Genomic DNA, 13,660 nt, shown 5'->3' with positions numbered 1-13,660 from the left:
GAGGTGGAAAAATGGATAATTTAATCCCAAAGAATGTCCGTAAGACAAAATTAGAATTTTGACGTGGCATTGGTTTAGTTGAAATTCTAATCATTATTATGTGAATTAGTTTAAGTACCTTGTTTATTATTGGGTTACCAATTAGTAAAATGGTTAAAATCAGTTGTTGTATCTTATTTGCTATTTTAGCAATTCCTTTACTATTACCAATTATGCCTGGGGTTAAGGGATGGTATGCTTTATTTTTAATGTTTAAATTTTTTGCCCAGAAAAAACATTATCGGAAAGACTCCCCCCAAAATAATACTGGTTTTTTAGTCCCTTATGATTGTATTGTTGATGAAAATTATATTAAGACCCAAAAAGTTAATGGGAAAAACCATTTTATTGCGGGGTTTGAAATCAAGGGTTATAACATTACCTTGTTAAACCCCGAAGTTCAGGATTTAAAAATTAAGGAACTGCAAGCAACCTTTAAATTATTTGATTTTAGTTTTTCAATTGTTAAAGTTGATTTACCAATTTCGTTTGCTGATACAATTGAATTTTATGAAGAAACAGTTCGCCAAATTCGCGAAAATATCAACAATAATTATTCACCAAAAGGTTTAAATGCCCGATTATTTGAAAACCAGTCTTATATCCGTCATATGAAAAATGACACTTTGACAGCTGATAATGAAATTCAAACTAAAAAAGTTTTTTATCTTTATGTTTATGCTGACAAAATCCAAAAACTCCATGAATATATTGAAGTTATCAAAGCAAAATTAGAACTTAATAACTTTAAGGTTGTCCCGCTTGCTGGTTATGACTTGGTTAATAGTATTAAACTAGTATTTAACCCTTATGGAGAAAAAATTAGTAAAGCAGAATATGAAAAACACCAAGATAGTTTAGAAAATTTATTAGCATTCAATGAATTTCAAATTAGACGGAATTATTTTAAAGCTGATAATGTTTATAGTTCGGTTTTTGGTGTTTATGATTATCCAATTTTTGCCCGCTATGGTTGGGGAGCTAGTTTAGCTAATAATGAACAAGCAATTATTTGAAATATTAGTCCTCTGGACTCTGCGCGAATTAAACGGGCTTTAAACAAAGCAGTTAATAATGCTCGTACCAAAGCAATGATGACCAAATCAAATGTTGATCGTAGTGAACAAGCTTATGAAATAAATGCGTATGAAGATTTAATTGAAGCAATTACGGGGGCAAATGAAGTTGTCAAAAATGTTGATATTTTATTTTTAAACTATGGATTAAATATGAAATTATTACATGAATCGGAAGCTCGGTTAAAACGAAGTTTAAAAGAATTGGACATTAAAGTTAATCCCTTAGCTTACCGCCAATTAGAAGGTTATAGTGCTTTTTTACCAAAAGCCTTTGACCCGTTAATGGAACAGAGTGGTCGAGAAATGCCATGTTTAACTTTGGCAAGTTCATTTCCCTTTATTAATGGTGGTCTGGATGATGAACAAGGATTATATTTAGGACAGAATAGTACTAATGATGTGATTGTTTTTGACCAGTTTAAATTAACCGATAAACGGAAAAACCACAATAAAATTATTATTGGAACCTCGGGGTCAGGAAAATCATATACTACTAAAAAAGAAATTGCTTTCCACTTAAATATGGGCCGCACTGTTATTGCCATTGACCCTGAACGAGAATATAAAGATTTGTGTTTATTCTATGATGGTCAATGAGTCGATACCGGTGATGCCACAGTTGGGCGAATTAACCCTTTACAAGTATTAGATAATAGTTTCCGGGATGATAATGATGATATTAATACCATTATTGATGCGGTGGAAAAAGAATTAGATGAAGAAAAAGCCGCCCCAATCTCCAATCATTTACGATTACTAGACCAGTGATTTAAAACCTTATATAAGGAATTAACGGAACGTGAGCGTCGTTTATTAATTAATCAAATTCAAAAAACATACCAGCGCTTTAATATTAATAATCAGACTGAAATTAGTAAATTAAAAAACACTGAATTTCCAACTTTTAGTGATTTGTATGAAACAATTTGTCAATCGATTGCCGATCATGATGATCCAATCTTAGGTAATTTAAAAGAACTGATTTATTATGATTTTATGGGTGATGGCCAGTATGCGACATTATGAAATGGACCAACCACTTTAAACTTAAATTCTAACTTTATTGTTTATGATGTCTGAACTTTATTTGATCAAGATATTCAAAAAGTAACTTCCGCACAATTATATCTAATTTTAGCTTTTGTTAAAGGAGAAGTTAAACGAAATCGTTTTGAAAAAAATAATAAAATTGTCGTTGTTATTGATGAAGCCCACTTAGCAATTGATAAGGATAATCCAGTTGCTTTAAACTTTATGTATCAAATGGTAAAACGAATTCGGAAATATAATGGGGCGATGATTATTACTACCCAAAATTGAAATGACTTTACAGGAACCGAAGAGATAAAAAAGAAAACAACAGCGATGATTAATAATACCCAGTATTCAATGATAATGAACCTTGCTCCTAGCGATTTAAAAGAAGTTGAAGAAGTCTACCATGCCTATGGAGGACTCTCAACCGAAGAACAAGAATACATTGCGCGGGCAAGTAAGGGACAAATGTTATTTATTGTTTCTGGTTATGAACGTCATTGCTTAAAGATTGATGTTTCCGAAGCGGAAGCTTTAGCCTTTGTTAATGGGATTATTCCGGCAAATGAACACATTGAAAATATTAACCACGAGCATGATGTTTTATTTGTTGATGACTCCTTAAAAAAATACCTTGGTTCAAAACCAACCAGTAATTTAAAATAATTAACGAAAAGAGTTGAAGTATATGAAATCTAAATATTTTTTATCTTTACTTGGTTTTGTAGTTTTAACTAGTAATGCACCTAGTTTTTTACCGCCCGCGCCTTTTCATTCTTATCAAAATAAAATTCCTAATAATAGTTTGACAGCTAAAGTTGGTGCCAGTCCTAATCCATTTCACTTAAATATTCAATCAACAATAAATTCTCCAAATATTACTTCCCATACTAATGGTCTTGGAGCGTGGGGGGATCATAGCAACTCATCAGATCAAATTAAATTTTTAAAGTGAGATGATTATGAATCAACATGGGATAAATTTGTAGCTTATTATCCTAAAATTACTTTTTCCCTATATTCTAGTTTAGGAGGAGGATGATTATCACCTTCCGTGGTTCAAAATTATTATGTCCAAACAAGTGATTTAAGTTACCAAGATAGTGCTTCTTATAATATTTCTAACGATAAAGAAAGATTGCATGCCGCCGAAGTTGATGGCAAAACAACTATTACTTTAATTAAAGATGGTAGTTATTTATATCTTAAATTAACAGCATATACAGGGGCAATGTGGTCTGGACATGATGCTAATGCGCAAATTCAAGTTTATAATGCGACGATTAATTCCAGTTTTAGTTTAGATGATTTTAAAAATAAAATTGCAAAAGCATTAGCTGTTCCAATTGCTTTAGATTCTGATTTTTCTGGAAGTTTAGAAGATGCCAATAATATTCCTAATGAAACTAATAAATTAAATGCCGTCTTACAAAATGCAATGGGATATGAATATGATAATTGAAAAGGATTTGTGCAACAATATGCTTTTAGTGACCAAACTAAAACAGCGATTACAACAATTAAATTCATATATCCGCCAACTAAAGAACAACAAGTATGAACTTTTCAAACTCCAATTTCAATTTCACTAACCCCTGCTTATTGAGAAAAACAAATGGCTGATCGGTTAAATTTCTTTCCGGGGAAAGTTGTTGATCCCAATGATCCCACAAAATTAATTGATGATATTCCTAAGATTATTCCGGCTACTGATAAAAATCCGAAAACATTAATTTATCATACTACTGTTAGTACCGAGTTTGATGCTAAACTGGATGCCAATAATAAACCAGTTGAATTAATGACAGTTAATGGTAAGGACGTTCCGGTTCTTGATAATAAATTTACAATGACTTTGACTGATGGTCGGACAGTTATACCACCTGCTGAATCAAAAAGTAAAAGTACAGAACCAGCTACCAATGTTTATAATATTTCTTTAATTAGAAAAAGTAGTCCAGGAGCCCAATATAATGTTAAAGTAGTAATTGATAACTTAGTTCCGACTTTACAATTAAAATGATATGCATGGGATCCGAAAAATAATCCTGACCAAAATACCTTAATTACCCCAACGCTTCCTGATGGAAAACCTAATCCTAAATATGACCCTGAAATTAATTCTAAAACCGGGACCAAAACCCAAATAATTTGGGTCAAACGAAAATCTGATTATGCTTTTGCGTTAGATCCTTTAGATAATCAAGGTCAATTTATTAAAAATAAGGCTAACTTTGATGAAGGGTTTATTTCCGAAGGATCAGTTTCTGGAATGGGAGTTAAAGAAAACTTTGATCCTACAAAAGTTAAATCTATCGAACGTGAAGGGGTCGATAAGGATAATCAATTAGAACCTTTTGCCAACCCTGATGCAAGTCAAAAAAAACGCCAAATTAGTAATCAAGATCTTTATTGATCAAATCCTGGCTTATGACATTACATTATTACCACCGAAGATGATCAAAAATATGAAAAATTTGTAAATATTGGGGCAACCTTTGAAAATAAGTACCCACGTTTTTTGGATACCTTACCAGATAATATTGCGGTTGATTTTTGAACAACAATCCATGGGTTACATTTAAAAAATTATTTAATGACTTATTATAATTTTGATAGTAAAGCAATTCAAAATTTATCATTTGAACAAACAATTGCTTATTGAAAAGAGTATGTTTCTAATACAACAACCCAACGGATTCCTCCTGATCCGCACCCCCATAATTTTACTGATTTATCATCAATTTCTGAATTAGCGGGAGCGGTAAAAATGAATGCTCCTAACATTGAGACAGCAAAGGCCACAATTACCAGTGAAGTTGAAGAGCGTCTAAAAAAATATAACTTAGTTTATAATACTGATTATGCCATTTATGTTAATGGTCAAATTTTAAGTGAATGTAACGCAGAATTAAATCCTTTATTTAATTATGGTGCGGATGGTTGAGCATGGTTAACGATTGATGTGCGAGCCCTGCCAACTTCCACATTAGCTATTAACCACCATTTAATAAAGGTTGGAAATAATAAAAAATATGACCCTACAAAAGCAACTGATATCTCAAAAATTAAATTTACTGACCAAACCTTTGATTTTACTAAACAAAATCCTGCTGATCTAAAAAAATGAATTTTAGGATATATTAATAATGTTTTAAAAGAAGGAAAATATCACATTGCCTACCAAACTGACTATATTGTTAAGCCATTAGATGATAAGAGTTTAACCGAGTTTATTAATAATAGTCATCCTGATGCTTTGGGTAAAACTCATTTAACCATTATTATTCAAGCAGTTGATACTTCGCTAACGGCGGTCGGTAGCACAGGCTTTGATTTAATTAATGATCCCAACGCAACTCCGCCAGGACCACCCCCAGCGCCAACCCCAACACCAACCCCAACGCCTTTTCCTGATAATCCAGGTTCTTGGATTAGTAAATCTAGTAATTTAGCTTGGTTTTTACCATTAATTATTGGGCTTTCAACAATTGTTGTTGTTACTATTATTTATGTTAAATATAAACGGAAAAAAGGAATTGGGGGGAAACGGGCAATTAAAGGAACTAGAAAATAACTTTTCTAGTTTTTTTTCAGAACTTTTAATTATCATATATAATAGGTTATAGAAATGAGAAAAAAGAGGGACAACATGAATAGTAATATTAAACTGGTAGCCATTGATTTAGATGGGACTGCCTTAAACTCTGAACATACAATGAGTTTAACAACTTTAACAACTTTAAAAAAATTAGCTGATTATAATATTAAGTTAGTAATTGCTTCGGGGCGCCCATTGTATCAAATCAAAGCAATTATTGATAAATTAGACCTAAATGATATTAATGATTTTACGGTAGCTTTTAATGGTGCGGTGGTTGCTAATAACCAAACCCATCATATTATTGCTACCAATCCGTTAGGGGGACCAGATTTTAGGCAACTATGCCAAGAAATTATTGCTTCACCACTTACGACAATGATTTTATTTGACCAGCCAGCTAGTAATTTTAACCAAATTAAGATTTATTATAAAGAATTAACAGATGACATTACGAACCGTTATTTTTCAAATTTGCAGGATTTGCCTGGTCAAGTTGAATTAGTTCCTTATCATAACCAAGAAATTATTGGGGGAAAATTATTTATTGAAGGACCAGTTGCTATTGTTGAGAAATTATTAGCAAAATGAGACGATAAATTTGAAATTTGTCAAGAAATTAGAAATAACCGGACAAATGTTGAAATTACTAATAAGAATATTACCAAAGCTTGGGGAATTCAACAAATCTGTCAACAATATAATATTGACCGCTCGCAAGTAATGGCAATTGGGAATGAACATAATGATATTGAAATGTTAAAATGAGCTGCAATTGGGGTGGCAGTTGCGAATGCTGATGAAGATGTGAAAGCAATTGCGGATGTTCTCACTGATAGTAATGACCATGATGGGGTTGCCAAAGCAATTAATAAATATCTTTTTAATAATTAAGAAATCAATTATTTTCAGCACTTGTTTATGCTATAATTTAATATAGAATATAAAGCAAAGGGGATTTTTTAGCAAATGGAAAAGACATATGTGATTAAAGTTTTAGCAAAAAAGGACGCGAAACTAAATTATCGCCCAGCTATTGAATTAACACAAAGAATGTTACAAAAACAATTGAATACGGATGAAAATATTAAAGTTACCTTGCGTTTTAAATGATACCGCCCAAGTCAGGCTGTCTTTGAAAATTTATATTTATATGCTGTCCATGGGACCAAAGAGGGATTTAAGCGTTACCATGATCTTTTCCCAGATGTTGAATTTAAAGAAGTGGTGTCTTTTAAAGCACTTTATAAAGCAGTAATGAACATCTTTGTGAAAGTTGATGATGAAAGATTAAAAAATGGGGATGACTTAGTTTCGGCCACTGATTTTAGTAACTTTTTAGTAACAATTATTAACGAGGTTGTTAAAACAAACTTTATTAAATTATCATTTTATGATAAAAATCGAGATAATAGTAAAACCCTAGAGTTTATCACCCATGTATTAGGAGGGATGTGCTTAGGAATTGCCAAATGATTTGGTTATAGTTTAATTATTTTAGAAGAAGGCCACGCCTTGTTATCAAAAATATTTATGAATAACTTAGAAAAAATTAAAGAAACTAAGGTGATTGATAGTATCGAATCAATTAACGCATCACTATTTTTAATTGATGATACAATTACTTATTTAGAAGATAGTTCTTATTTAACAGAAGAATTTAATCCAAATTTATAAAGTTGAAAAGGGGTAGTAATAATGGCAAAAATGAAGAACTTTATTGATTCGACCTATGATAATCAAAATGTTTATCTAATTATTAATGATAATAATGAAGCAATTATGATTGATGCTTCGAATGCGACATCGGCAGCCCTACGCTATTTAAAAGAGAAAAATATCACTTTACGAGCATTATTTATTGGTCATGGTCACATTGATCACTATGAAGGGTTAGATAATGTCTTACGCGAATATCCCGATTTAAAAATTTATCTGCAAAAAATTGATTTACGATTATTATCCCAAAAAACGGTGGATGATGTTACCGGAGAGTTTATTGGCTTAGCAATTAATTATCCATTAACAAATCTTGTGGCCTTGGAAGGTGATAGTGTTGTTCATGAAATTGGCTATGAGATTGAAGTATTTAATATCCCAGGTCATACCGCCGGAACCCAAGTGTTACGAATTAAAGATTTAAACTTAGTAACAACAGGTTTTAGTTTATTACCGGATAAAACATCAGAGGGTTATACTGGTAAATTATGTAATGATAAATATTTCATTACGGAGTTAAAACGCATTACTAATTTAGAACCGCAGTGACATGTTCTACCTGGTCATAACAAACCATTTTTAATGCAGGATGCTCTTGACCAGGGGGTTATTAGTAAATAGCTAATAAAAAAACAAAAGATTGCTTTTGTTTTTTTTATTTTTTTGTTTGAAAATTATTGGTTAATGTTATTATGTAGATAGGAGAATTTTAGAAGGGACTTGTTAAGATGCGCGCCAAGAAAGAAATGTCTAATTCTGTTGATAATAATCTGAAGACTTTTTATCAAGACCTTTCTAATACCACTAGTCTTGTTGATTTAAAAAATAATTTAGCAGTTCCAGCGGTTGGTTATCAATCATCAGCGGTCGCTGCTGCTTTGGCAGCCCAAAGTTCCAATGTTATTAAAACAAAAGGATTCAATTTTTTTAAACAAATAATATTTACTTTTCTTAATCCGTTTAACTTATTATTAATTTTTATTTGTCTTTTTAACCTTACTAAATATATTATTGGTAATTATCAAGATAATTTAGATTTAGCAAGTGCGATCATTGTTGCGGTAATGATGTTTTTAAGTGCAATTATTTCTATTGTCCAAGACTATAAATCTTTTCGCACCACGAAACAATTGGCTAGTTTAGTAACCAAAACAACTGCTGTAATACGTGATTATGATCTGGGTACTCATCAGATCACAAGTTTAACGATTGCGGATTTAATCAACCGGTCAATAAAAATTCCGGTTGATAATTTATTAGTTGGTGATTTGATTTATTTATCAACTGGGGATATTATTCCGGGAGATGTTAAAATTATTTATGCTAATAACTTTTTAGTTAACCAAGCAGTATTAAACGGTGAATCAACTCCAGCTTATAAAACAAGTACTAATAATTCCGAACAAGCAGCAAATATTTTTGATTTAAATAATATTTGTTTTATGGGAACTAGTGTTAGTGCCGGGAGCGCGATTGGGGTCGTGATTGGAACCGGGAAAAACACTTATTTAGGATCAATTAACCAAGAAATTAAAACAACAAAAGTTACTAATAGTTTTAATATTGGGTTAGTAAAAATTACCCGCTTAATTATTTTAATGATTTTGGTGATGGTTCCAGTTGTTTTAGTTTTAAATGGGATTCGCACCCACGAATGGTTAGATGCTCTGGTTTTAGCAATGTCGGTAGCGGTGGGGTTAACTCCTGAATCATTACCAATGATTGTGGCTGCTAACTTAACAAAGGGTAGTAAGAAACTAGCAAAGCAAAAAGTTGTTATTAAACAACTAGATGCGGTTCAAAATTTAGGAGCCATTGATGTATTATGTACGGATAAAACGGGAACTCTTACCGAAGATAAAATTATTTTAGATCGTTATTATAATTATGCAATGATTAAAAGTCCCCAGGTTTTAAAATATGCTTTTTTAAATAGTTATTTTCAAACTGGAATGAAAAATCAAATTGATGAGGCAATTATTAATTATCCCCAAAGCCGGTTTATTACTAATTTGCCGCTGGAATATCAATTGCAAGGAGAATTACCGTTTGACTTTACTCGTCGGCGCATGTCAGTTTTAATGCAAGAAAAAACAACTCAGCAGCAAGTTCTCATTACCAAGGGTGCTTTTGAAGAAATTCTTAATATTTCTGAATATTATTTTGACAAAGGGCTTGTTAAAAAACTAGATCGCGATACTAAAATTAAATTATTAGATAATGCTTTACAACTAAACCAACAAGGAATGCGGATTATTGCCCTTGCTTATCAAAATTACGAAGGCGATCAGCCTTTAACATTAGCCGCTGAACAACAGCTAATATTTTTAGGTTTTTTATGTTTTAAAGATTTAATTAAAAAAGATGTCATTAATACTTTAAAATTATTAAAAAAATACGGAGTAGAAACAAAAATCTTAACAGGTGATAGTCAACAAGTAACCTTGGCTGTTTGTCAACAAATTGGTTTTCAAATTAATGGAATTTTAGATGGGGAAGAAATTGATAATATGACTGATCAGCAGTTAATGGAAGTATTAAACAAAACTAATATTTTTGTAAAATTAACTCCCTTTCAAAAAGCGCGAATTATCGAGTTATTACAAAAGAAAAAACATAAGGTTGGTTTCTTAGGTGATGGAATTAATGATGCGATTGCATTACGGAAAAGTGATGTCGGAATTTCAGTTGCGAATGCTACTGATATTGCGAAAGAAGCGGCAGATATTATTCTCTTAGAAAAATCATTATTAGTATTAGAAAATGGGATAATTGAAGGACGACGAATCTTTGCAAATATTATTAAATATATTAAAGTAACAGTGGCCGCTAATTTTGGGTTAATGTTAAGTTTAGTAATTGCTTCAGCCTGGTTAGCGTTTGCACCAATGGCCCCAATTCAAATTTTATTCCAAAATTTATTATATGATATTTCCCAAGTGGCTGTTGTTTTTGACAATGTTCATCCTGATTTTATTAAAAAACCGCGCGGATGAAACACAAAAGGACTAATTTCTTTTGCCTTATGAAATGGTCCTTCCGTAACATTTATTAGTATTTTAAACTTTATTGTCAGTGGGATTATTCTTAGTTCAATTGCCTTAGCCAGTTCATTAGCACCAAGTGTTACTAATAATCATTTAATTTCCCAATTTCAAACCACAATGTTTACCGAAGGGGCTATTTTACATATGATGATGGTTATGATGATGCGAACAAATAAAATTAATATTTTTAAAGATGCCCCACCATTAAAATTAGTAGTTCCGATTGCAATGATTTTAGGAGTTGTCCTAGTCCTACCATACTTACCAAAGATTAGTACCTGGTTGCAATTGACACCCCCAGATCCAATTTGATATGCTTATTTAGCGGGTTTGTTAGTTATCTTCATTATAATTAGTTCCCTTTTAAAAATAGGGTATTTAAAAATTTACAAAAAATGATTATAATTATACTACTTAATAAATTTAGCAAAATTGCAATAAATAATTAGGTTAAAGGAGAAAACAAATGTTTAAATGAAATGATAAGGTCCATTTTTATGTTCGGCTAGCGGCCTTAATTGCATTAAGTTTATTTTTAATTGTGGATGTAACTTTGGCAACTTATGATCCCCAACCACAATTTCGGATGTTATCGTATACTGAACGCATTTCAAATTATTATTCTTTCTTCACAACCCAAACTAATTACCTGGTGGCATTTTATTTTTTCCTTTATTTATTTGATTCAAAATTTAAGAATACGAAACCCCATTTTGTTATTCGGTTAGGAGTTACCACTTACATTACCATTACGATGTTAGTTTTTTGACTAGGTTTATTTACGCAAAAAGGACAGGCCGAACAATATAATACTTATCGATGAGTAGCAACCGTTGTTTTACACTTAGTAATGCCAATTACAATGATTATTAACTATATTTTAACAACGGGTGAATATTATTATCCCTATGAAAAACATCACAAGTCATTTTTATGGTTAATTATGAGTTATATGGTTGCTTATTTAATTATTATTGTAATTCGGGGAACTTATCGCCATCTGGAAGGCAAACCCGAGCACACTTTATTTCCTTATTTCTTTTTAAATTACTTTGGTCCGGGTGGAATCCCATTATTATTATCTTCTATTATTATGATTTGTACGCTTGCCGTCGCCTTACAATATTTTTACATTTGAGTTAATAATATGTTATATGTGAAAGTGCACCATAAAGGACCATTTGTCAAAACGAAATTAGAACGTTCACGCTTACAAGTAAGTAAACTTTGCTTAGCGGGGGGAATTATTGGCTTAATCACAACAACTATTAATTTTTTAATTTCAATGTTATTATTATTGTTATTAGTTGTTTTTGATAGTGATGATCTTGATTTTAGTTTAGAAGGTGTCCCTATTCCTGGGGGGCATAGTACAATGGCGATTGTTGCTGCTTTAGTTGTCTCAGTATTTTTAATTACAGCTTTTATTATATGTTTTGTGTTAGCAATGCAACGCAGAATTGGGGGTCGAATTGCTGGGGGAATCGTTTTAATTATGTTAATTTTTGTGTCATGAATCTGAATTATTGGACCAATTCTTGCAATAATTGGGGGAATTCTCATGTTAGCGGGGAAAGAAAAGATCCGCAGCGACCGGCCATTTCCCACTAGTCCAACGGTAACCCATAGTAATGAAATTATTGATGTAAAAGTAAAAACAAAAAAAGTAAAAAAAACTAAACCAAAATCAGTGTAAACATAATAAAATATTAAATAGAAATAAGGAGAGTAAGAAGATGGACAGCAAGACAATTAAAGAATTATGAAAACAATTGGCGGACCAACAACTAGCTAATAATTTTGCTGCAACAAAATTTAATGGTTATCACCAGTTTGAAGGAAGTGGAACGGTGAAGGCATTATTTGATAGCAAGGGGCAAGAGATAACTGAGTTAACCGGAGTTGGATTTGTCCTTTTTGACCAGACAGTATTTTATGCGTTAGGTGGGGGTCAACCTTCTGACTATGGAAAACTAATTGTCAATGGCAACGAAATTACGGTATATGATTTAAATAAGCAGATTATTCCGAATTGCTATTTACATTTAGTTGATTGTCATCAATACTTATTAAAACTAAATGATGAATGTGAACAATTTATTGATGTTAATCATCGTTTAAAATTAACAAGAAATCATTCGGCCCAACATTTATTATGATCAGCTTTAGATACCGTGACTAAATCTGGCATTGAAGAGCGTTCAGTTGGGATTAGTGAAGATAAATTTTATATTGAATTATTCAAGAACCCGGGTTTAACACTAGAAAATATTTTACAAGCTCGTGATTTACTCCAATCTTGGATAACAGCCAATATTAAATCCCAAGAAATTTTTATGACTTTAGCAGAAGCCCAAGCCCAAAAGATTATTTCACGTGATTTTAAATACCAAGATAATGTCCGGGTGGTTAAATTTGGTGATGTTTCCCAGGACTTATGTGGGGGAACCCATGTTGATGCAACAGGAGATTTAGAATGTTTAGAAATTCTCGAAATTAAATTTGAAAATCGGATTACTATTTATGCTACTGCTAATTATGATGAATTACAAAAGTATTTTACGGAAAAATTTAATTCCTACCAAGAATTAATTACTAATACGTTAGCAAAAATTAAGAACTTGCAACCAAATTATCAATTTGATCATACCATGGTAAAATTACCAACTACTTATGAAACCTTATTAGATTTAATAACAATTACTAACCAACTAAAAGATGATCTAAAAGAAATTGATAAAGAACACCAAAAGCAATTGCAAGAGCTTGCAAATACTATTAAATTAGATCTTATCTCCAAAATAACTCCGAAGAAGATTTCTTTTAATGAATATTATTTAGATAACACGATGATTTCGAACCAGTTAATTCGTCCACGCTTAATTAATTTAGCAAAAGCAGAAACTAATACAATTCTTGCTTATTATAATAGAGGATTAGCGCCAAATTTATTATTATTTATTAATGAACAATTAAAAGACCACATTAATTTACGTGATCTTTTTAATAATTTAAAAGAACAATATCATTTAACAGGTGGGGGAACTAATTTATTCTTAGATGTTAAAACTGATACTTGAGATAATATTAATAATTTTATTGCCAGTTTAATTGAAATTTTATAAAATAAAAAAAATGGG

Annotated in this window: 8 protein-coding genes; all 8 read left to right on the top strand. The window is 31.4% G+C overall.

The annotated features are described in order from the left end of the window. Positions 1 to 11: 11 nt before the first annotated feature. On the top strand, positions 12 to 2,819 hold the full coding sequence (locus tag QPK10_RS00945; protein WP_368486179.1) for an Mbov_0397 family ICE element conjugal transfer ATPase: 2,808 nt from the start codon (positions 12 to 14) through the stop codon (positions 2,817 to 2,819). A 22-nt stretch (positions 2,820 to 2,841) separates the two neighbouring features. Beyond that, positions 2,842 to 5,730 carry an Mbov_0399 family ICE element protein gene (locus QPK10_RS00940; protein WP_368486178.1) on the top strand — a complete coding sequence of 963 codons (2,889 nt, stop codon included), beginning with the start codon at positions 2,842 to 2,844 and terminating at the stop codon, positions 5,728 to 5,730. A gap of 75 nt (positions 5,731 to 5,805) precedes the next feature. After that, positions 5,806 to 6,648: a Cof-type HAD-IIB family hydrolase gene (locus QPK10_RS00935; protein WP_368486177.1), complete on the top strand. Its 843-nt coding sequence runs from the start codon at positions 5,806 to 5,808 to the stop codon at positions 6,646 to 6,648. 75 nt (positions 6,649 to 6,723) lie between these two features. Then, positions 6,724 to 7,431, top strand: a complete 708-nt coding sequence (locus QPK10_RS00930; protein WP_368486176.1) for a hypothetical protein — start codon at positions 6,724 to 6,726, stop codon at positions 7,429 to 7,431. Between the two features lie 21 nt (positions 7,432 to 7,452). Further along, positions 7,453 to 8,094, top strand: coding sequence for an MBL fold metallo-hydrolase (locus QPK10_RS00925; RefSeq protein ID WP_368486175.1), 642 nt, complete (start codon positions 7,453 to 7,455; stop codon positions 8,092 to 8,094). Between the two features lie 107 nt (positions 8,095 to 8,201). After that, on the top strand, positions 8,202 to 10,925 hold the full coding sequence (mgtA, locus tag QPK10_RS00920; RefSeq protein ID WP_368486174.1) for a magnesium-translocating P-type ATPase: 2,724 nt from the start codon (positions 8,202 to 8,204) through the stop codon (positions 10,923 to 10,925). A 61-nt stretch (positions 10,926 to 10,986) separates the two neighbouring features. Next, entirely contained in the window at positions 10,987 to 12,216 is a 1,230-nt protein-coding gene (locus QPK10_RS00915) for a hypothetical protein (protein WP_368486173.1), read from the top strand. Between the two features lie 10 nt (positions 12,217 to 12,226). After that, a complete protein-coding gene (locus QPK10_RS00910; RefSeq protein ID WP_368486279.1) occupies positions 12,227 to 13,645 on the top strand; it encodes an alanine--tRNA ligase-related protein in 1,419 nt (472 codons plus the stop codon). Positions 13,646 to 13,660: the final 15 nt, after the last annotated feature.

Origin of the sequence: Spiroplasma sp. DGKH1, assembly GCF_040940205.1 — a bacterium.
Classification (GTDB): Bacteria; Bacillota_I; Bacilli_A; order Mycoplasmatales; family Mycoplasmataceae; genus Spiroplasma.
Note: the sequence above shows the minus strand (reverse complement) of the source record. Positions and strands in the feature narration are given on the sequence as shown.